The sequence below is a fragment of the Streptomyces tritici genome, assembly GCF_048500665.1.
Lineage (GTDB): Bacteria > Actinomycetota > Actinomycetes > Streptomycetales > Streptomycetaceae > Streptomyces > Streptomyces tritici.
The window spans coordinates 2,481,702-2,503,000 of sequence record NZ_CP183183.1 but is presented as its reverse complement, the minus strand read 5'-3'; the positions used below and the strand labels follow the sequence as shown (position 1 = coordinate 2,503,000).

Here is a 21,299-nt window from a genome sequence, read left to right as displayed (position 1 = left end):
GGGATGAACGTCAAGGAGGCGACGGAGCCGGCTCCCGCGGCGCGGCGCCCGCTGGCGGCCTTCTCGTACACGGCGGCGGACGAGGAGAAGAGCCGCGGGGTGCGCCGTATGAAGGCGACGGCGACGGGCCTGCTGCTGTTCGTGGCCGTGGTGTACGCGCTGGCGACGTGGGCGCGCAACGAGGGCTGGGGAGCGTGGACGGGCTACGTCGCGGCGGCGGCGGAGGCCGGGATGGTGGGCGCGCTGGCGGACTGGTTCGCGGTGACGGCGCTGTTCCGGCGGCCGCTGGGGCTGCCCATCCCGCACACGGCGATCATCCCCACGAAGAAGGACCAGCTGGGCGAGACCCTGGGCGCGTTCGTGGGCGAGAACTTCCTGTCGGCGGCGGTGGTACGCGACCGTCTCCGTGCGCTGGGCATCTCCGGCCGCCTGGGCGCGTGGCTGGCGGACCCGGCGCACGCGGACCGGGTGACGGCGGAGCTGGCGACGGCGCTGCGCGGCGCGCTGACGGTGCTGCGGGACGCGGACGTGCAGGCGGTGGTGGGGGAGGCGATCACCCGGCGGGCGGAGGCGGCGGAGATCGCCCCGGGGATCGGCAAGACGCTGGAGAAGGTCGTCGCGGACGGGGCGCACCACCGGGCGGTCGACCTGATCTGCACCCGGGCGCACGACTGGCTCGTCTACCACGCGGACTCGGTGATGGACGCGGTGCAGGGCGGGGCGCCGGGCTGGACGCCGAGATTCGTCGACCGGAAGGTCGGCGAGCGGGTCTACCGGGAACTGCTGCGCTTCGTCACGGAGATGCGCGACATGCCCGGGCACCCGGCGCGCGGCGCGATCGACCGCTTCCTCACGGATTTCGCGGCGGACCTGCAGGCCGACACGGACACGCGGGCGCGGGTGGAGCGCCTGAAGTCGGACCTGCTGGCCCGGCCGGAGATCCAGGACGTGATCGCCTCGGCCTGGTCGGCGGTGCGCACGATGATGCTGGCCGCCGCGGAGGACGACCGCAGCGAACTGCGCCTGCGGGCCCGCGCCTCGCTGATCTCCCTGGGCGGCCGGCTGGTGACGGACGGCAGGCTGCAGGCGAAGGTGGAGGGCTGGCTGGAGGACGCGGCGGCGTACGTGGTGACGACGTACCGCGGCGAGATCACGTCCCTGATCACGGACACGGTGGCGAGCTGGGACGCGACCCAGACGTCCCGCAAGATCGAGGCCAACATCGGCCGCGACCTCCAGTTCATCCGCATCAACGGCACAGTCGTCGGCGCCCTGGCCGGTCTCCTGATCCACACCGTGAGCCACGCACTGGGCGCCTGAACGCCCAGTGCGTGGGGGGAGGTGCTTGGTAGTACGAGCCGAACGGGGTTTGCGTTCAGCCGGGGGCGGGGTTCGGCCAGGGGGCGCGTTCAGCGGCGGGGCGTGGGTTCGGCCGCGGGCGCGGCCTTGGACGTGCGCCAGCCGGGCGCGCTCAGCCCGCCTTCCGCGTCACGACAGCGGACGCAACGGCCACGGCCCCGGCCAGCGACAGCACGGCCGGCCAGGCCCCGACCTTCTTGGCCAGCGGATGCGAGGCCCCGAAGGCTCCGAGGTAAGCGGCACTGAGCCCCACGGCAACCGGCCCCCCGCACTCCCGCTGCCACTCCCGCGCAGCGACGACCCCGGCACCCCCGAGCACAAGCCCTCCGAGGGGCCGCTTCTTGGTGTACCGCGCGACGGCATACCCCCCGACGAGCCCGACGACGGTCACCACAGGAGACACGTTCACACCCATACCCCTGACCCTAGCCCTCAGTCGAGCACGTGTCGGAAGAACCCGGTACGAGGCTCGTCCGGTGCGCCGATCAGCAACGCGCGATCGAGCAGGATGTTGTTGTACTCGCAGCTCGTCTCGGGCAGCATCACGCAGGCGTGACAGGCGGCCAGATTGGTTCCGCCCGAGGCCGACACCTCGCACTCGACGCAGAGCGGGTCGGAGGAACACCACTCGGCACGTCGCACGGCGGAACGGATCGTCCGGTCGAGGCTTTCCGGCTCGCCCTGTGCGACGAGTCCTCCGAGGCTGCCCGCCGAGTCGCTCGTCGCGGTGTAGACGAGCAGGCCCGCCATCTCGTCGTCGGCGTAAAGCCGCTCACGCAGGGCGGCGGCCGGATAGCCGGCCTCGAGGCTCCATTCGTTGATAAGAACGTGGGCGAGGGTGTGCAGCAGGACCAGACGAGGGGTCGCAGGGGACGGCACGGCCTTGCCGGGGTCGTCGGCCCGCTGATCGAGCACCCGCTGATGGGCGGCTCGCATGCGTTCGACCCGCTCCGTCACCGCACTCTCCTTCTCCCAGACCCCCAATCGGTCCTCGTCCAGCCGGAGGAAGACCCCCTCGCCGCGGACCTCCATGGCCGGCAGCCAGCGCAGGGGAGTCTCGGAGAGAGCCATCTCCTTCGCGTCGGTGGTCGACTCCGCGTCGACGAGCCGGGTGAACGCCTTCAGGGCGCGCACCTCGCGAAGCTTCTTGACCAGCATCGGTCCGGTGACCCCGAGGGGATCCAGGACGGTTCGGTCACCGAGCGGCGTCTCGCACACGAACTGCTCGTCACGCGAGCGCGCGCTGTCGTCGTTGCCCGAGCGCAGGCGTTCGTACTCCTTGTTGCGCAGGGCGCGGTAGCGGTGGTCGAAGGAAGGCGGCGCGTCACCGTCGGGGTCCTCCTCGCGTTCTGCGTCGAGCAGGGCCATCACCTCGTCGAGCGGCACCGGACATGCACCCTTGAACGCTCCCTTGAGGTAAATCTCGATGTGCGTGGGGTCGTCGAACTGGCGCAGTGCATCCCAGTGTTCGGCGAGCGGATCGGCACGGCCGTTGCTCCACGGCGGGATGGACAGCGCCGACTTCAGCACGGGCTGCCACACTGCCGAGGAACCACGCTGCAGCGTGCGCAGGGGGAGCCCGCAGCTGTCGGCCGGTGCGGAGGTCCCGAGCCACGGGCGGGTGCCTCGGCAGGTGAGTCCCAGGTCCTTCAGCGCGTTCCTGCGGAAGGAGCCCTCCATGGAGACCTCCGGTGCCCGACCGCAGGTGCAGGAGATGACGATCGAGCGGAGCGAGGACGTGCGCCCGGACGTGCGCATCCGGAGCCTTCCGCCGCATCTGACCGCGCCCGCGGGGCCCCGGTCGTGCGAGCGGTGCACCCACTGCCAGTAGGGGAACTCACCGAGGTGGCCGGCCTCGCAGGCGACGACGAAGCGGGAGGGGACGAGGTCCACCTCGCACGTGCCGCAGACGCTCCGGCCGGGCGGTGGGGAGAAGTCGCGATGGAGCTGGAGCTCGTTGCACTCGGGGCACGAGTGCATCAGGGGGAAGCGACGGACCCGGAGGCCGTCCTTGCTCGTGTCGTCGGACGCCGGGGGCAGCCGGAAATAGTCCACGCCGAGCAGCCGAGCCAGGCGTCGCTCGTGGATGCGCGGGGACTCGTCCTCGTTCCAGCTCCGGTCGGCGTCGTCCAGACCCGACACGATGAAGGACTCGTGGTCGACCGCGACGAGCGAGCCGACCCCGTACGTGGTGATCGCCTGGGCGCGGCGGACCGCACCGCGTCGCGGCAGGTTGTGGGCGGGCGTCGTGCCGTTCGCTCCGGTCCGGCGGCGGCGGGCGGGGGGCGGGGTCATCGGGTTCCCTCCATGAACAGGGCGGATTCGGCGTCGACGTCGCGCAGACTCCACAGCGTGGACCAGGCCTCGCCGTCCTCGGACTCGTCGTCGTACGCCTTCAGGAGCGAAGGGGTGCGGTTGCCGCGCTTCGGTTCGAAGAGCAGGCCGACGCCCTTGGCGGCCTCGTCGCACCACCACTCGACGAACTCGTGGAAGTCCACGTCCACGGCGTCGACGTCCTCCGGAGCGATCGCGCGGACACGATCGAGCAGCAGCGACCTGAGGGGACCCCGGAGGACGTCCTCGTAGGACTCGACCCTGCCGGCGCCCTCGTTGGGGCGGGCGGCCGGGATCAGGATGCGGGCGAGAGCGACGATCACGGCGTGCAGCCCCCGTTCACGGGCACGCGCGGAGAACGGCGTCACGGAGGTGGACTCGACCTCGCGGTAGAGGGCCGAGTGGAAGTGCTGGAAGCTCTCGTAATGGGAACGGTCCCGGGCGCGCGCGGAGTTGAGCATGACCGCGACCAGGCCGGGGTGGGCGCGCCCGACCCGGCTCGTCGCCTGGATGTACTCGGCGGTCGTCTGCGGCTGGCCCATCACGGCCATCAGACCGAGTCGATCCACGTCCACACCCACCGCGATCATGTTCGTGGCGAGCAGCACGTCCACGGTGTCCTCGTCGGGCAGCCTCTTCTCGATGCCCTTGAGCCGCGTGGGGATCTCGCTGGCGTCGATCCGGCTCGTCAGCTCCGAGTAGTTGGCGACCGTGCGCACGTCCACGCCCTCTCGCTCGGCGAGCAGCTCCAGGTAGGCGACGACGTCGTCGTGGACCTGGAGCTCGGCCGCGGAGAGCAGTCGCAGACTGTTGAAGTAGCCGACGAGGCTCCAGTACGCGTCGCGCACCTCGTCCCGGGTGTCCGCGTGCATGGCCCGGTGCAGCAGGGTGGCGTACGTACGGATGAGCAGCGTCGACTGGCTGGTGCCGGGCGCCAGAAGGCCGACGTAGCGGCGGCTGGCCTTGTCCTCGCGCGGGGTCTCCACGGCGAACCACGAGTCGCGTGAGTCCAGGCCGGCGGGCGGGAACTGCCGCACCTCTCGGGCGAAGAGGCGGAGGCCCTGGGCCGCGGCTCGACGGATGGTCGCCGTCGAGGCGATCACCTTGGGTCGGTCGGCCAGCGCGTCCACGGCGGTTTCGTAGAGGCCGGTGAGCGTGCCCAAGGGGCCGGAGATCAGGTGGAGTTCGTCCTGGACGATGAGCTCCGGGGGAGGGGTGCCGTCGTTCGCGTCGTCGCGGTTGAAGAGTGCGGAGGTCGCCGGGCGCCACGGCATCGAGGCGAACTTGTCGACGGTGGCGATCACGAGCGTCGGGCGCGCGTCGTACACGGCCTCGTCGATCAGGTGGACGGGGAGACCGTCGGCGAAGTCGCAGTCCGTCCCGGGGCAGCGGACGTACATGCGCTTGGCATCTTCGTCGGCCTCGTAGTCCCGGGCGTCGAGGCGGGTCCCGCACCAAGGGCAGGCGTGCAGCTGGACGGGGTTCTCGGTGGCGAGCCGCTTGTCGAGGTTCGCGCGCAGTTCGTCGAGCTTGGCACCGGCTTCCGCCAGCGTGTTGGGAGTGGCCGAGCGTCCCACCCACATGCCGACGGAGAACTCTTCGCGGCCCAGCTCGGGCGTGCGGCGGCGCAGCTGCTCCATCGCACAGAGCAGGATCGCCGCGCGCTCGAACTGCTGCAGGGTGAGCAACCGGAGTGTGTAGCGCATGAGGACCGTGACGCCGCCGCCGTGCTCGCCCTTGCGGATGCGGCGCAGGAAGGACGTCAGCGCGATCAGGCCCAGGTACGCCTCCGTCTTCCCGCCGCCGGTGGGGAACCACAGGAGATCGGAGATTCTGCGGTCGTCGTGCTCGGGGTCGTCGATGCCGGCCATGCAGAGCAGCACGAAGGCGATCTGGAAGGGGCGCCAGCGGCCGACGGACGGGTCGGGGGTGCCGACACATCCGTTCTTCACCCAGGCGCTGCGGGCGCGCTGGTCGGCCATGGCCCGATTGGCGAGCCGGAACGCCCTCATCAGATCGGGCTTGGTCCGCAGCAGGTCGATGCCCTCGCGGATGCGGGCGAGCGCCTCTCGACAGGCCTCCACCTGTTCCCGTGCGGGCTTCTCGTGGGGGCCGCCCGCCAGGGCGTCCGCCTCGGCCGACTTCCTGACGATCCAGTCCTCGTAACCCGTGGCCAGCGTCTCCAGAGCCGCCAGGGTCTCGATGTCGGACCTCTCGGCCAGGCCCAGCATCGACAGGGACGAGCTGTCGATCTCCGGGTTGGAGTCGGTCAGCAGCACCTCCACGCTGGGGACGAACTCGCTGCGCACCTCGGGGACGGCGGCTCGGCGAGTGTCCGTCATGCCGATCGGAGGCGCGTTCCAGTCCCACGTGGCGGCGCAGCCGTGCCCGACGGCGAAGGTCGGGGCGTGGCGGTGCAGCATCCGGCTGGTGGCGATCTCCGGGTCGTGCGCCTCGTCCGGTGCCGGGCGCTCGACGAACGCGCTGGAGCCATCGGCGGCCCGCACCGTCAGACCGCACTGGAAGAGGGCGAAGGCGTCCTGGAGGTCACCTTCGCCGACCTTCTGGGTGTTGATCAGGGTGACCGTCACCGTGACCGTCCCGCTGCGCCGGTCGAAAGGACGGACGATGACGTGCAACGCGATCTTGCCCTCGACGAGTTCGATCGACCGGGGCGCTGCGGGAGCATTCACGACGACGGTCTGCTCGGCGAGCTGGAGCTCCCTGCGCCGCCACCGCTCCCGCTGTTCGGCGGTGGTACGTGCCTCGGCGCGGCGGGCCGGGATCGGACTGCCGTCGGCGTCGGTCGGCTCGTAGGTTGCTGCACTTGCCGAGACCACGATCGTGTCGCATATGGTCGGGTCGACCGCGAAGGTCAGCCCCATGGACGAGGGCCGCCTGTCCCCCGAGACTCCGACGTCCTGGGTGTTCCCGGACTCCTCGACGTCCCCACGGGCGGGCACGGGAGCAGTGTCCGGACCGTCCTGTTCGGCGGCGTTCTCGACCCTCCGCTCCTTCGAGGCGCGGGGGTACAGCACGCCGGTGAGATACCGGTCGATCGGTGCGTCCTGATCGAGGATCTCGGCCCGGTCCTGCGGCGCGGCGTCCTCGCCGGGACCGAGGAGTTCACGACGGAGGCCCGTGAGAAGTTCCTCGTCCCGCACCCGATAGTGCTCGGAGTGTCGCCCTGTTCCTTGCGTCATGCGCCCTGCTCCTCGTCGTTGTCAGCCCGCCGAAACATGCCGATCCCGGTGATCCGGGGCACGATCCACACCCCTCGGTCGCCCAGGCCGGCGTTGACACCGGCGGCGATGCTTCCCGTCACCGTCTCCAGGGTGTCGATCCGCATGCCGCGGATCTCGTCCGGCCACCACGGGTCCCACGCCCGATTCACCTTCTGCACCTGGAACAGCTCCCCGCGGAACCGCTCCGACGCCTCGCCGATCTCGCGCCCGTCGTGCAGCAGGGCGTACGGCGGACTCTGCGCCTCACCCGTCGGCAGATCGTGGCGCCTGCGCAGTACCACTTCGTGGCCGGGGGCCACCTGCTCCAGGAGGTAGGCCTGGATCGTCACGGCGTCGGACTCGTGGCCGGGTGGATTGTCCCGGCAGACGTCGGTCGCCTCGGCGACGACTCCGTACCTGTCGTACGACCGCCAACCACCGATGTAGCGACGCCCGTTCCTCCCGCCGGCCGTCCTGCGGAACATCGGAAGCGCGGGAGGGTCCAGGTGGTAGAGCTCATGCCGGGCGCGCGTCATGGCCACGTACAGCGCCCGCGCCTCGGCAGGAAGGTCCAGTTCGTCCTTGTGCAGTTTGTGCAGCTCCGCGAGGGTCGGAGGGGCCGGTAGGATCACCCGGTCGAACTCCAGCCCCTTGGCTCGATGAACCGTGGAGACGACGATCCGAGCGGTCTCGGGGTCGGCCGCCTCGTCGGGGAACCTGCCGTCGGCGACGAGGCGTCGCAGCCGTTCCAGATCGAGGACGCCACGCGCGGCCGAGCGGCTGGCCCGACGCAGCACCTGCCACAGAGCTGTGGCGTTCGGCTCGTAGGGGAGGGGAACGTCCGACAGCAGCGAACGGAAGCGGTCCTCGGTCAAGCCGGTCGCCTCCGTGCGACGCAGCAACTCCGCCACCCAGTACGGTACGGGGCGCTCCTCGAGGGGGCGGCGCAGCCGGTGCATGATGCCGTGCTGGTGGAGCAACGCCGAGATCACCAAGGCCTGTCGGTTGTCACGCGTGAGGATCGCGCAGGTGTCGTCGATGTTCTGCAGGCCCTCGACGGCGTAACCCGTAGTGAGTTCGCCCAGGGAGTTCGCCGGGTCGAGCAGCAGGTCGCGCAGCTCCTCGTAGAGCGTGGCCGCTTCGTCCGCGTCCGCGACGGCCTGCAGACGAGGACCGTACGGCAGCGCTATCCGCGCCTCCGCGGTGACGGCCCGGAAGTTCTCCGTGAGACGCAGCTCGACCAGGTCGTCGGGGTACGAGCAACGCAGCCACTCGAAGAACCGGCCCGTCTCGTCGTTCCGCTCGGCCACGTCCTTCACCTGGAAGCCGTAGACGGACTGAGCGGCGTCACCGACCACGGTGAAGCCGCAGCTGTCCTGGTACCGGTCGAGCAGGGCCTCCACCAGTTCCCGCCGGTCGCCCAACAGGTCCTGCACCTCGTCGATCACCACGTGGGAGGGCGGGACCGAGTCGCCGGTCTCCAACGCGCCCTTCTCGATGGCCCCGACGGCGGCGCGGATCCGGTCGTCGAAGGAGGCCCCGGCCCACTCCCGATCCGGGTATGCCTGGAGAAGCACCCCGTACGCCCAGGAGTCGAAGGTCTGGGCGCGTACCCGGCGGGCACGGTCACCGTGTCGGGCGATGCGTTCACGCAACTCCCTGGCAGCGGCTCGCGAGAAGGTGAGCACCAGGATCTCGGCGGCCTCCAGGGCCTCGTCCGGGTCCTCGTGACCGCAGAGCGCGTCGAGCCGACGTACCAAGGTGTGCGTCTTGCCGGCTCCGGCGCCGGCGGTGACCAGGACACGCGCGTCCCAGGGTTGCTCGACGACCGCCCGCTGCTCCGCCGTCAGCGGAGGGCTGTCGAGGTAGACGTCGGTCACTTGCGGCTCCAGAGGTGCTCGAACTGGGTGAAGGCGAGCTGGGTGTCGAAGTTGGCGATGTTGTCGCTCACGTTCAGGATCAGGCAGGTGTCCTTGCCACCGTTCCTCGGACCACGCAGGCCGCGCCCGATCATCTGCTGGTAGACGTTCGTGCTGTAGACCGGCCGCGCCACGACCACGACGCGGGTCGCGGGCGCGTCGAACCCCTGAGTCAGCACACCGTAGTTGGTGAGAACTCGGATGCGTCCGCTCCGGAATCCTTCGATCCGCGAGCGACGGTCCTGCGTGCTCGTCGTGGAGTCCACGGCCGCGGACGGGACGCCCCGGTCGTTGAGCATGGCCGCCAGATACTTGGCATGGTCGACCGAGGTGGCGAAGAGCAGTGTCGGCCAGTCGTCCGGCAGCTCGGCCACGGAGCTCACGATGCGCAGGCTGCGCGCGTGGTCGTCGGCGAGGCGCTGTTCGGCGGCACGGGACAGCATCGCCATGCGCTCGGCATGGGTCCTTTCGTCCTGGCTGAGCTCGATCCGACCTCCCTCGAGGGTACGGTGCTCGACCTGGGCGAGCATGCCCCAGTCCTGGAGGTCGCGGTACGGGTCGCCCGAGGGGAAGACCCCCTCGTCGAGGCGCCTGTTGCCGAAGCGGTTGATCAGGCGACGGGTCTCGTCCTCGTTGGTGTTGCGGAACGGGGTGGCGGTCAGGCCGAGCAGATGCCGTCGGGTCTCGTACTGGGTGAGCCCCAGCCCGCCGAGGATCTCGGTGTACCGCTTGGAGATGGCGGTGTGCGCCTCGTCCACGATCACCAACGCGGCCTCCCGCAGCCAGGTGTACTGCTCGGTGCCCAGGCACCGCTCCAGCTTGGCGTCGGTGGCGACCACAAGGTGAGGGTGGTCGACGACGTTCCCCACCTCGTTGCTGCTCCACAGTCGGCTGATGGTCAGCGGGCGCTCGGCACCGACCTTGCTCCAGACGAACTTCCAGCTCTGAACGGTCTGTTCGCACAGCTCCTCCGTCTGCGCGATCCAGAGCAGCGGCCCCTTGAGGTCGCCGACCCGTTTGACCCAGCGGATCACGGCCTCGGCGGTGACCCGTGTCTTGCCGGCACCGGTGGGCAGGGACAGCATGCCGCGCTGCGGGGCCAGCCGGTCGAGCATCGTGGAGATGTTCCGGACAAGGTCCTCCTGGTAGTCGTGGAGGCTCGGGAAGTCGCGCGGGCCTTCGACCGTCTCGAAGGGAGGCGGCGACGGAGTCCGTGAGCCGGCGAAGGCGACGGGCAGCTTCAGGTCGGAGACGAACGCGATGGCGGCCGACGAGCCCCCGTACGCGACCGGAGCATGCGGGAAGCGCCCCTGGATGTCCCGGGCGTGCTGCTGGAGCACGCCGTCGCCGTGCGCGTTGAACGCCATCTGCGCGATACGGCGTCCGGACGGCTCCACGCCGTCGGTCGCCTGCAGCTCGGCCTCCATCAGGCCCTCGGGGAGACCGGCTCGGAGCGCGTCCGCTCCCACGAGCAGCTCGATCTTGGCCACGACGTCCTCGGCCTCGCGCACCGCCTTCTGCGCGGCCCTCAACTCGTTGTCCCGGGCCATCCGGTCCTGGTGCTCCAGCACGGCTCGGCAGCCGGCCGCACCGAGTCCGAGTCCGAGTTCGCGGTCGATCAGACGCAGCATCTGCTCGGGCTCCAAGGGCACACGGATCTTGACGGTGCCGTCCTGCCGCACGGCGTCCAGAGGAGAGGCGTGCGTGCCGTTGGGAGTGCGGGTGACCTCCTCGAGCTCGGTGCACCGCTGCACCATGCTGTTCCGGTTCGCGCTGTTCAGACGCTGACGCAGGGCGGGGAACAACTCGACCAGGGGCACCGGATCCCCCTCCGGCACCTCGCGGGTCTCTCCGCTGATCACGTCGGAGTAGCGGAGCATGCCCCACTTCTCGACCATCAGCTCGGCGTCCGCGGGGGTCGGCACGAGCAGCGCCGGGAGCTGCTCGGCGCGGAGGGCCCGGTACTCGGCGGTGCCGACGGCGAGCGTGATATCGCCGTCGGGGCGGGCACCCCATGTGTCGCCTATCCGGCAACGGGTCAGCGAGTCCTCGGGGAAGTCGGCCCCGAACCGGGTCAGCATCACATAGGTGGCGCCGACGAACGCGTCGTCCTCGCTGCGGGAGACCTCCTCGAGGAGTGCCTCCCAGCGGTCGGCGGGAACCTCCTCGACGGTGCTCGGGAGCCGGAGCTTGCGCGCCTTGTCGGCGGAGATGTCGGCGACGGGCAGGACGTCACGGTAGGCCGCGAGTTGGGGGCCGACAGCCTCAGTCAGCGGCTTGAGCCCCTGAGAGGTGGCGACCGTGCCGTACTTCCTCAGCATCCATCGGATCGGCGACGCCACCGCCTGCCGCGTGCCGGTCTGTGCGCCGAACTGGCGGGTCCAGTTGTCCACCACGGCCTCGTCCGGCAGTGCCTTGAGGAAAGCGGCGCGGGACTCCTCCGACAGGGCACGGAAGAGGTGGAGCGGGCCACCGATCGCGGCCCCCTCGACCTTCATGCGCCCCAGCGAAGGGCGGGGGGCGCGGCTGTCCAGGGTGCGGAGATGGGCGGCGTGCACGGCTGCGCGGTACTCCTCGAACCACGCCTCCTCCGCCTGGGGCTGCACTCCGCCGGTCGGCCGCTCCCGCAGACCGATCTGCGAGAGGAAGGGCAGCTCGTCCGAGTGGAAGTTCATGTCGACGGCGATGCCCGGGTCGCGCTCGGCGTTCACCACGGGCCCGGGCAGCATGCAGTCCTCGACCGGTCGGAACCTCTTGTCGGCGGTCCGCACACGGAGTGTCGCGCGCGGCGCGGGCACCCGCTCCAGGACCTTGTGGGCCAGTCGACGGACCCCGGCCTGACGGAACAGCTCCCAGAACCGCTCCCAGTCCGACTCCCGGTAGTGGTCGAAACCCTGGTCGAGGACACTGATGAACCGGCCCTCGACATCGGCCTCCCTGATGCCCAGGACGTTGAGCGCGTGCGCCAGAGACGGGTCCTGGGCCAGCTCGTCGACGACGTACACCGTCGATTCACGCAGCCCGTCCTGGGTGCTGCGGCGGAAGACTCTGCCGTGCTGGGGAGCGACGAGGCCGTGTTCCTCGGTCAGCACGATGCGCGCCTGGCGGGCGTCCCCGGCGTACGGCGACCCGTGCTCGATCATGTCCGCGAGAATGCGGACTGCCACGGCCGAAGCCTGCGGGGTCTCGTTCGCGACCAGTGCCTCCAGCCACTCGCGGACCTCGTTGCGTCCATGCCGGGCGGCGGTGAGGATGTGCTCCACCTTGCCGGAGCGGAGGGGGTCCGCCTCGACGCTCGGGTGCAGCCAGTCGGAGGGGCGCCCCGGGCACTCGTGCCACATCCGCAGCCAGGCGGAGAGTTTCTTCGGATCCTTGTCCAGCCGCGGGTGGATGCGCAGTTCCGTCGGGATGCGCAGGACCCCGTCCTGGTCGGGCAGCGACGGGCGGTCCGCCGTGCGGGCCCAGATCTCGCGGGTGAGGAACTCGTCGGCCCAGCTGATCGATTCCTTCACGCGGCCGGGCAGCAGCGGAAGGTAGGCGGCAGGGTCCTCGGCGGGCGCGAGGGCCGGGAGGGAGTCGACGACGAGCTGTGCCGACACCTTGATCATCTCTTGGTTGAACGGCGAGGAGTCCAGCAGGTTCTGACGATCCTCATTGGTCTTCCAGGCGCCGTTGAGGACGCCGCTCAGCGACATCTCGTACTTGGTCGGGAAGAAGGACCAGAACCTGCCGCGACCACGCGCGCGCGGACTGATGTGAAGGCCGCTCTCCGGATCCCTCTCCAGGACGGGCACGCCCCAGGAGAGGTCGATCGACAGCCGGTCGTGCAGTTCTCCGGCGTCCGCCCGGGCCGCCGCACACGGCTCGTGCCTGACGGTGAACACGCGCCACCGCTCGGTGAAGACGGCCTTGCCGGTGCGCTCCTCGACGACGGTCCGCACGTCGCCGGACCGATGGGCGGTCAGCGTCCGACGTGCCATGGGCCGAGGGCGACGGTCCTCCAGCACGACCTTGGCGACATGCGGCGAGAAGAGCTGGAAGCCGGCCGGGAATTCCTCGCGGGGCTCGCCGTGGTCCTTGCCGCGTCCGCCGTGCATGTCCCGGCCCAGCCGGTCGTCGGCCTTCGGGAGGAGGGGCAGGCGGACGACAGTGGTCGCCCAGGACAGAAGTTCGTGCAGCACGGGATCGGCGGCGCGTTCGGCGTCCATGTCGAGCGGCCGCGCCATGCGGAGGACGGGGGCGTCGAACTCCTGGCCGTAGCGTGCCGTCACACCGGGCACGGCCTTGATCTGCTCGTAGGACCAGGCGCGGTTAAAGCCGAAGCTTCCGCTTCTGCTGAAGAACTCCGGGGTGTCGGTCACCACGAGGACCGACTTCACCCCGACTCCGAATCGCCCGATCTGGCCTCCGCGCTTCTTCGACATGCTCATGCGAAGAATTGTCTCCGCACCTTCGGGGGTCACCGGGTTTCCCTCGTTGGCGCAGTACAGATGAGTTTCGGTGAGGACGACATGGACGCGACCACCGGGCTCGCCGGCGATTTCGTCCGCCGCGTTCTGTACCAGCTCGAAAAGCTGGCGGTCGCCGTATCCGCCCTGGGTGATGCGGCGCTCGCCGTTGGCGTGCTCGGCCACGAGGCCGGGATCCACGGAATAGGTCTGCAGGACACGGGCGGACTGCTCGAGTACGGTCTCGACGACCGTTGAGGACGAGGACGGCACTGCTTCTGCACTCCTGGGATGTCAAGGTGCGGGCGAAAGTGTGAGCGGCGGGCCGGCGTCGACCGTGCGAAGCCGGCTCGCGTCGAAGCGCCCCCGAAAGAGGTTCGGAAGGCGCGGCGTCCAAGGTTGTGCTCCGAGGAAGCACCCAAGGAGCGCGACGTGCGGTTCCGACTCAGGGTGCGGGGAAGGTGTCGTCGGGAAGTTCCTGAACCGTCTTCGCCAGGTCCGGGAACGTGTCGGCGAACTCGTCCGTGGTCAGTTCGTGGCCGTCGAGAATTCTCGACACCTCGGCCCTGCTCTTTGCCGAGCGAATGCTCGCCTCGACGGAGCCTAACTCCCGAAGCGAGAGCAAGGAGGCGCAGAAGTCGTTGTCGCCCATGGAGAGGCTCACCCCTGTTGCGTCGTGTCGTGGTGGTCGCAGAGGGGTGTATGAACGGGCCCACGCCCCCCGTGGAAAGGAAATGTCGTCCTGCTGAACAATTTCCCGCCGATCACGCTAGCGGGCGTCGATGTCGGGCCGCCAGTGCTTTCGGAGAAACTGTTCACCGGTCTTTGTCGGGCTGAATTCGGGCACACTTGTCCCCCGGTCGCCCGACTCCCGGTAATCGGGTTTCTCGAGCGAGACGGAATTTCCGTCGTCGCCGAAGGTAGCGGTGTTCAGGAGGGCGTGCAACCCGAACTCCCGTTCCCAGTGCAGGAGTTGAGCGTTCGGTGCGCAGGACGGCTGGAGAATCGGGATGAAGTTGGGCTATTCGGGCAAGTCAGACAGTTGCGTTCGAGGGAGGGTCGGTGTCGCCCCGTTAACTTTTGGTTGACGAGCCGACAGGCGTCAAATTAGCCTCGTTCCACGACCCGAGGGAAGAGCAGGTGGCGCGTGGAGACAGGTGAGGAGTTCGGGCCGTGGTTGGCCCGTCAGCTCAAGCTCGCAGGGAAGACGCAGGCCGAACTGGCCGAGGAGTTGGGGTTGACCCGGGCCGCCGTCTCCGCGTGGATCACCGGAAGGTCCACTCCCCGCCCGACCGTCATGGCGGACATCGCCGCGTCCCTCGGCACGGATCTCGGCACGGTGCACACCCGAACCACCGACACCCAGGCCGGCCTCCCGGTCACCTGGTACCACCGCCCCGGCTACCGGGACGGTGGACGTGACCTGGGCAATGCCGCGGCCTTCGCATTCGACGCCGACGTGCAGGTTCTTGCCCGCGAGACGTGCCAGAACAGCCTCGACGAGCGGCTGACGGAGAACGGCCGACCGGTCCGTGTCCGTTACACCCTGCACGAACTCACCGGTGAGGCGTTGGACGCCTTCCGTGAGGCGATCCTCTGGAACGAACTCTTCCCGCACTACTCCGCCGTCTCGGAGCTGGCCGGCACCCAGAAGGTCGGACGGGTCGTGGACGCCGGTGTGCGCGACATGTACGAGTCGGGCCGCCTGGTCCTGCTGCGGGTCGACGACTACAACGCCTCCGGCCTCACCGGCGACGACTACGGGGACGGCAAGTTCGCCGCCGTGGTCAGACGTCAACTGGAGAGCCTCAAGTCGGGGCACGCGGCGGGCGGTTCGTACGGCCTGGGCAAGGCGACGCTGTGGGCGACCAGTGCGCTCGGGCTCGTGCTCATCAACTCCACCCTGTCCGTGCCCCATGAAGGGCGTACGGAGCGGCGGGTGATCGGCCGCCTGGAACTGCCATGGCGTGAGGTCGACGGCCAACCGTACGCAGGCCCCGCCTGGTTCGGACGGCCCGATCCGGATTCGCCGGGGGCCGAGGTCGCCCGTTCCTGGTGGGCGGACGAGGAGACCGTGGCGCGTCTGCACCTGACCCGTGAGAGCGACGAACCCGGTACGTCCTTCCTCATCGTCGGTGCGCACGATGTGGCCAGCCTCGAGGAGACCGCATCGGAGACCGACGACGAGGCGGCGGACGAGGAGGGAGAGCAGGACACGCGGGACATCCGCAGGATGCACGGTCGTCTCGTCGAGGCTCTGGGGCGTGACTTCTGGGCCGCCATGACCGGCGGCGGTGGCAGGTTGCCACTCCTGGAGGTCTCCGTCCGTGCCCTGCGCAACCACGGAGAAGTGGTCGTGCCGGAGACGCAGGTGGACCCGTCGGTCCAGCAGCCTTCGCGGACCCGAGCCCTGCGGGCCCACTTCGAGGGAACCACGGTGGATCGACTGACCGAAGCGGGCCAAGTGGCGGCACGGAGCATTCCCTTGAAGCTGCCCCTGTCCGGAGGTGCTCCCGGGACGCTTGGTACGCACCAGGCGGTGCTCCTGGTCACCGAGGCCTCCGGCGACTCGGACACCCCGAAGAACCAGGTGCATTCCCTGCGCGGCAACCGCATGACCGTCAAGAGGACGGGAGTCCCGAAGCTGCCGGTGGGGACCAATCCGTTCCAGGCGGTTCTCCTGGCGGGCGAGGCCGCCGGCACCTCGGCGCCCTTCGCCCAGGAGGCCGAGGAGTTCCTTCGCGCTGCGGAGCCCCCCGAGCACGACCGCTGGGGCCAGACGGAGGAGTTGACCCTCCGCTGGTCGCCCTCCGCGTATCGGCGGATCAACAAGCTGACCACCGAGGTCAACAACGCGGTCAGGGAGCTCGTCGCACGCCCGAGGCGCAGCGGAGGCGAAGGCGGCGAGGTGCTGCGCAAGGCGTTGACCGTCAAGACCCGCCCCAAGGCAAAGGCGCCCTCCGGGCCCGTGGTCCCGACGCTGGACGGGCTCGAGGCGACCATCGGCGACCAGGGAGAGTGGTTGATCGCCGCGGACGTGAGCATTCCGCGCGGCGACGAGATCGTCCCGATGGTCCCTGTCGCCCAGTTGGACGTTCGTTCCGGAGGCCGACCGAGACTGGAGTGGGCGGAGCTCGAGGCCGTCGAGGGCTGCGAGGTGGAGGACGGGACTCTGCGCTTCGCACCCGGCGCGCGTCGCGCGAGATTCCGAGGAGCCACCGACGTCACCAGTCACCCTGTGAGGACCGCGCTCAGCCGCCTCGTCCTCGAACTCCGCGCCGGCAAGGGGGAGTGACAAGGTGAAGATCTACCCCTACAAGCGGCTCAACCGTCCGATCGCGCTCAGGGTGACGTCGGTCGTGCTCAGGCTCCCCGACGGCACCCGCGACCAGCTGGAGACCAGCGCGTACTCGACGCAGCAGCAGGCCGTCGCGCTCGGCATCGCCGGCCACGACGACTGGGTGAGTGCCACCCTCGGCCTCTCCGCGACCCTGCCCCCCGGGGCCGACGGCCCTGATGCGGCCTGGTCCGACCTGCGGGTCCTCGCCGTGCTGACGGACGGCGAGACCAACGTCCGCACGTCGACGGACCTCACGCGCGATGCAGAGGGCGGTCGCGACTGGTCGGGCTCCCTCGAGGTGCTCCGCGACGACCACCTGGGGCGGGCCACCCTCGCCGCGTACGCCGTGGGGACGGTGGACGGGGTGCAAGGACGCTCGATCGCCGAGACCGATCGCAGCTGGGTCGTCGACATCGTCTCCGACGAACCGGTCGGCGGACTTCGACTGGAGGTCCAGAAAGCCTCGTTCGGCAAGAGCGCGAGGGAGTGGCTGAGGGCCTACGCCGACGCCCCTTGGATCGTGGACACCTCCGCCCGAGTCCCCACCGTGTTCGTGAACACGGACGTCGAGGGGATCGTCGGGCTGCTGGACAGCACTGGCTCCGGAGTGGACAGCAAGGTGCGCGACCTCCTCGTCGCCCAGATGGCCACGGACGTCTGGACCGCGGTGTTCCACGGCGCCATCGGCGATCTCGAGGTGGAGCCGGGCGGAGGGCCCGTGTTTCCGACCGACTGGCAGGGCGAGGTACTTCGCGAGATGCTCCCGGACGTCGTGCCGGGCGTGCATGTCGAAGAGGCGCTGCGCCAGGTCCACCGCCGGCGCACCGGCGACTCGGGCTGGGTGGAACTCCAGACCCGCATCCACTACGCAGCGGTCCGACGTGCCGATGCCGCCAAGGCCCTGGCCTACGCCATCCGCAGTCTGGAACGGACGAACCGGGAGAGCGAGACGTGATCACCCAGCCCAACCACGTGCCGGAGCGGCTGGGGCTGCTTCCCGCCTCCGCCGTCGATCCTTTCCTGACCGAGGACTTGCTGAAGGGGGAACAGGTCCACGGCGGCATCGACCTCGCCAAGGTCGTCGAGCCGCTTCCCGAGGACGACGCCAGATGGTCCGTCGAGCCGATCCGGAGCTTGGTGGAGGACGCCATGTTCGAGTTCGGCGACGACCGGACCCGGGCCGACGGCTGGCTCGCACCGCGACTCCATGCCACGCTGCGCCTGACGCGGCGCGAGGCGGCGGACAAGCGCCTGTGGAACCACCTCGCCCTTGCGGTGGCCCCTGACTATGTGGCCTGGCGCCACCTGTCGGAGCCGACGGCGAAGAAGCCGGAGAGGCGCATTGCGGCGGAGCGCTTCCGCGGTCCCGCGGACCGCCAGTGCTTCTCCCGTCTGTGGTGGGCGGCCGAGCTCTTTCGCAACGGACCGGACTACGAGCCGGTCGAACTCGCGTGCGGCAACCAGGACCTCATCCACACCGTCCTCCGGCTGGAACTGATCGACCACCGCCCCACCGCCCAGGCCCTCGTCCGCCTCCTGGAACGCGGACAGGTCACCACCGGGCGGGAGGTCAACGGCCTCAGCACGGCGATCAACGCGGCAGGAGCGACCCTGGTCTACGACGTCCTCGCGCCGGACGAGCCCCGAGACCCGACGCGTCTGCGGGACTGGATCGCGGAGGCGGGTTCGGCGTTGCCGGTCGGGCGGCACGAACTCCCGACGGGACCCGACGAGGAGCCGGCCCCGGAGAGGTCCATCGACGCGCTCACCAACTACTTCGCAGAACTGTTCGAGACGGCTCCGGTCAGGGACAGGAAGAGCGCCGACTGATCGTGGCCCCTGACCTACCGCGCCGGTGATTACTCGCCCTGCGCGGGGGACACGGCCGGGCTGGGCGGCGTCTGCTGCTCCGGGCAGGGGCAGCGGGCGGTGCAGTCGTCCGCAGCCCCGCACCCGTGGCTCCGCAGCTTGGCCCGCACCTCCTCCGTGGCGGGCGTCCACGGTTTCCTCAGCGCTTCCGGGGCCGGAACGGGAAGACCGAGCGCGGCGCTCAGGAGATGCGCGCCGAAGAGGGGCGGCACGGCATTGCCCACTTGCTGGGCCTGTGCCGTACCCGACCACGGATAGTCCGGCGGAAAGGTCTGCAGCATCCCCGCCTCGTTCATGCTGAAGCGCGGGCCCTCGCGGACGATGTCCTCGATCTCCCCGACCTGCTCGAAGACGACGAAGCGGGAGATGCGGCCGGTGACGGTGGCGGCGGGCTGCCGGTCGGTCCGTACCCCGCGGCGCCCCGGATTTCCGGAGCTGCCGTAGTTCGAGCGGACGAGGAACGGGGTCCTGCGCCCGAGGTGCGTGCCCACGGGCTTGCCGAGGGCCTCGCCCATGGACGTCCAGTCCTTCAGCGGGCCGCCGTTCCCCTCGCCCTCCTCGGGCGTCGGGGTGCTCTCGTCGTAGAGAGTCGGCTGATGGGTGTCGGACGAGGCCCGCTCGTTCCTGCGGTTCCAGTCCTTCGCCTCGTAGGCGCGGTGCGTCGCCGCGGGCAGCGACGGTTCACCCAGTCCCTCGCGACGGGCGATCAGCACGGCTCGGGACCGCGTCTGCGGCACTCCATAAGTCTCGGTGTCGAGGACGTCGACGACGACCTTGTACTTGGTGCCGTCGGGGAGCCCGGTCGTCTCGAGGACCCGGGCGTAGTGGTGCCAGAGGGCCTCCACCGCGGGGACCTGCTCCAGCACGATGACGTCGTACGGGCGGTAGTCCCGGCTCGGGCTCCTGGTAGCCCGGATGGCGTACCGAAGAGGCTCGAGGACCAGCGCGGTGCGGGGGTCGCTGAGGTTCTTCAGATCGGTGTCGATCTCGTCGTCGGAGTCGCCCGCCATCAGTCGTTCGATGTACTTCTTGACCTCTTCCAGGGCCTTGCGCCCGGCGCCCTTGCCGGCCACGGAGTAGGTCTGGCACGGGGGGCCGCCCGCGAGCACGTTGATCTCGGGCGGCAACGATTCGAAGGACTCCCTGCGCACCGCGCTCACATCGGCGTGGAGCGTGTCCAGTCCGGCCGCGTAGCGCGTCAGACAGGCGCTCTTGTCCCACTCGATGCCGAGACTGGGCACGCCGAGTGCGTGTCCGGCGACATCCAGGCCCCCGGGCCCTGCGAAGAGATCCAGGACAAAGGGATTGTCGAGGATGGACTGGTGTGGCGCCGCGCTGGTCATGTGGCGGAATTCTAGCCGGCGGCGGGAACCGCCGGGTCCCCGTCCAGCGCTTCGGCGATCGCTCGCCCCAGTGCCTCCCCGACGGGCGGCGGTGTCGCATGCCCGATCTGGCGGTACCGAGCGGTCTTGCGACCGGCGACCTCCCATGTTGCGGGGAAGCCCTGCAACAGCGCCGCCTGGGCGGCCGTGATTTTCACCATGTTGTCCCGACCGAGCTCGGGATCCCATATGAAGTCCGGTCCGGGAACCTCGTCGCCCACCGTGTGGGCGTTGACGCCCATGGTCGCCCACGTGCGCTTCGCCCCCGTCGGCCCGAGGTCCGGTCCGCCTCGGTTCTTCGAGCCCCCGACCAAGGTGGGGGCCGGTCGATCGGCCTGGGCGGCCCAGCGTGCGGCGTCCTGCCACCCGCGCGATGCCATGGACGGCCCCAGAGCGGCGCCCACCGTCGTCGGAACCTGCACCGTGGCAGCCGGCGGCCGGAACTCCTTGGCCCGATGCCGCTCGACAGCCACCAGGACGCCCTGCTTCCGGTTCTGCGGTACGCCGAAGTCCACCGCGTTCAGGACGAACCAGCTGAACTCGTAGCCCAGATGCGCCAGTTCTGCGCGAGCGAAGTCCCTGAAGCGCTGGTACGCGTCGGCGCGGGCGAGATCGGGAACGTTCTCGATGAGTACCGCCCGAGGTCTGATCGCGTGGACCAGGTAGACGGTGGCCTCCAACAACCGCTCCTCCACACGCGAATCGGGCCGTGCCACGGTTGCGTTCGACTTCACCCTTGGCAAGCCCGCCGCGAGGAGATCCACGTCGTGGCTCACGGGGTGCTCGGCCGGGTCGAAGTCCAGCAGGTCCGTGTGCAGCACGTTCCAGTGCGGTCGATTGGTTCGCAGAGTCGTGACGGCGAGCTCGTCGTCGTCCAGCAGCAGTCTAGGCTCGAAGCCGGCCCGTTCCAGCCCCAGGGCGAGACCACCCGCCCCGGAGCAGACGTCGACAAAGGTCAGCCCGCTCAACGACTCCTCCCCCGCCCCTGCTCCGCCTTACGTCGCTCCACCGCCGTCGCGACGCGCAGCGCCACGTCGCCTGGCGCCTCGTGCTCCCAGAAGCGCAGCACTTCCCATCCCGCCGCCGAGAGGTGTTCAGTCGTCTCGATGTCGCGCGCCATGTTGCGGTCCAGCTTCTGGCGCCACCACTCCGCGTTCGACTTCGGTTGCGTGGCGTGTTCGGGGCAACCGTGCCAGAAGCAGCCGTCGATCAGAACGGCCAGTTTGACCCCGGTGAAGGCGATGTCGATGCGGCGTCGTGCCATCCCTGGCACCGGGTACTCGACGCGGTAACGCAGTCCGGCGGCGTGGAGCAGTCGGCGAACGGCGAGCTCGGCCGCAGTGTCCTTGCTGGCCTGCCTGCTCATGCGTGCCGAGACGGCCGGCGACAACGGCTTCATGGTGCTCAAGGGCGACTGTGCCTCA

General features: G+C 69.9%; 13 protein-coding genes. 4 read left to right on the top strand and 9 right to left on the bottom strand.

From position 1 onward, the window contains the following. Positions 1-3 precede the first annotated feature (3 nt). Positions 4-1,320 carry a DUF445 domain-containing protein gene (locus ACNJ93_RS11510; RefSeq protein ID WP_418957292.1) on the top strand — a complete coding sequence of 439 codons (1,317 nt, stop codon included), beginning with the start codon at positions 4-6 and terminating at the stop codon, positions 1,318-1,320. A 151-nt stretch (positions 1,321-1,471) separates the two neighbouring features. On the opposite strand, the gene ACNJ93_RS11505 is transcribed toward ACNJ93_RS11510, so the two are convergent. From ACNJ93_RS11505 to ACNJ93_RS11480, 6 genes are all read right to left on the bottom strand, one after another. Next, positions 1,472-1,774, bottom strand: coding sequence for a hypothetical protein (locus ACNJ93_RS11505; RefSeq protein ID WP_418957291.1), 303 nt, complete (start codon positions 1,772-1,774; stop codon positions 1,472-1,474). Positions 1,775-1,791: 17 nt separating this feature from the next. Next, positions 1,792-3,654, bottom strand: a complete 1,863-nt coding sequence (gene drmB / locus ACNJ93_RS11500; RefSeq protein ID WP_418957290.1) for a DrmB family protein — start codon at positions 3,652-3,654, stop codon at positions 1,792-1,794. After that, on the bottom strand, positions 3,651-6,896 hold the full coding sequence (locus ACNJ93_RS11495; protein WP_418957289.1) for a helicase-related protein: 3,246 nt from the start codon (positions 6,894-6,896) through the stop codon (positions 3,651-3,653). Before ACNJ93_RS11495 ends, drmB begins: the two co-directional genes overlap by 4 nt. Then, a complete protein-coding gene (locus ACNJ93_RS11490) occupies positions 6,893-8,797 on the bottom strand; it encodes a UvrD-helicase domain-containing protein (protein WP_418957288.1) in 1,905 nt (634 codons plus the stop codon). The genes ACNJ93_RS11495 and ACNJ93_RS11490 overlap by 4 nt, the downstream gene beginning before the upstream one ends. Next, on the bottom strand, positions 8,794-13,557 hold the full coding sequence (locus ACNJ93_RS11485) for a sacsin N-terminal ATP-binding-like domain-containing protein (RefSeq protein ID WP_418957287.1): 4,764 nt from the start codon (positions 13,555-13,557) through the stop codon (positions 8,794-8,796). The genes ACNJ93_RS11490 and ACNJ93_RS11485 overlap by 4 nt, the downstream gene beginning before the upstream one ends. Positions 13,558-13,729: 172 nt before the next feature. Continuing rightward, a complete protein-coding gene (locus ACNJ93_RS11480) occupies positions 13,730-13,936 on the bottom strand; it encodes a hypothetical protein (protein WP_418957286.1) in 207 nt (68 codons plus the stop codon). A gap of 495 nt (positions 13,937-14,431) precedes the next feature. On the opposite strand from ACNJ93_RS11480, the gene ACNJ93_RS11475 reads away from it, so the two are divergent. The 3 genes from ACNJ93_RS11475 to ACNJ93_RS11465 are packed head-to-tail and all read left to right on the top strand — an operon-like array spanning position 14,432 to position 18,454. Further along, the gene (locus ACNJ93_RS11475; RefSeq protein WP_418957285.1) at positions 14,432-16,579 is read left to right on the top strand and encodes a helix-turn-helix transcriptional regulator; all 2,148 of its coding nucleotides are present in this window, start codon (positions 14,432-14,434) and stop codon (positions 16,577-16,579) included. Between the two features lie 4 nt (positions 16,580-16,583). Beyond that, complete coding sequence (locus ACNJ93_RS11470; RefSeq protein ID WP_418957284.1) at positions 16,584-17,579, top strand: hypothetical protein; 996 nt, start codon at positions 16,584-16,586, stop codon at positions 17,577-17,579. Beyond that, entirely contained in the window at positions 17,576-18,454 is an 879-nt protein-coding gene (locus ACNJ93_RS11465; protein WP_418957283.1) for a DUF6339 family protein, read from the top strand. The genes ACNJ93_RS11470 and ACNJ93_RS11465 overlap by 4 nt, the downstream gene beginning before the upstream one ends. A gap of 29 nt (positions 18,455-18,483) precedes the next feature. Here the strand turns inward: ACNJ93_RS11465 and ACNJ93_RS11460 are convergent, their stop codons facing one another. From ACNJ93_RS11460 to ACNJ93_RS11450, 3 genes are read right to left on the bottom strand one after another with little or no spacing between them, the layout of a single operon-like run. Continuing rightward, positions 18,484-19,836, bottom strand: a complete 1,353-nt coding sequence (locus ACNJ93_RS11460; protein WP_418957282.1) for a DNA cytosine methyltransferase — start codon at positions 19,834-19,836, stop codon at positions 18,484-18,486. 11 nt (positions 19,837-19,847) lie between these two features. After that, positions 19,848-20,843 carry a DNA cytosine methyltransferase gene (locus ACNJ93_RS11455; protein WP_418957281.1) on the bottom strand — a complete coding sequence of 332 codons (996 nt, stop codon included), beginning with the start codon at positions 20,841-20,843 and terminating at the stop codon, positions 19,848-19,850. Next, complete coding sequence (locus ACNJ93_RS11450) at positions 20,840-21,241, bottom strand: very short patch repair endonuclease (protein ID WP_418961373.1); 402 nt, start codon at positions 21,239-21,241, stop codon at positions 20,840-20,842. Before ACNJ93_RS11450 ends, ACNJ93_RS11455 begins: the two co-directional genes overlap by 4 nt. Positions 21,242-21,299: the final 58 nt, after the last annotated feature.

Coding starts and splice junctions, on each gene's coding strand:
- ACNJ93_RS11510 (WP_418957292.1), top strand. CDS start 4: ATGAACGTCAAGGAGGCGACGGAGCCGGCTCCCGCGGCGCGGCGCCCG.
- ACNJ93_RS11505 (WP_418957291.1), bottom strand. CDS start 1,774: ATGGGTGTGAACGTGTCTCCTGTGGTGACCGTCGTCGGGCTCGTCGGG.
- drmB (WP_418957290.1), bottom strand. CDS start 3,654: ATGACCCCGCCCCCCGCCCGCCGCCGCCGGACCGGAGCGAACGGCACG.
- ACNJ93_RS11495 (WP_418957289.1), bottom strand. CDS start 6,896: ATGACGCAAGGAACAGGGCGACACTCCGAGCACTATCGGGTGCGGGAC.
- ACNJ93_RS11480 (WP_418957286.1), bottom strand. CDS start 13,936: ATGGGCGACAACGACTTCTGCGCCTCCTTGCTCTCGCTTCGGGAGTTA.
- ACNJ93_RS11460 (WP_418957282.1), bottom strand. CDS start 19,836: ATGACCAGCGCGGCGCCACACCAGTCCATCCTCGACAATCCCTTTGTC.
- ACNJ93_RS11450 (WP_418961373.1), bottom strand. CDS start 21,241: ATGAGCAGGCAGGCCAGCAAGGACACTGCGGCCGAGCTCGCCGTTCGC.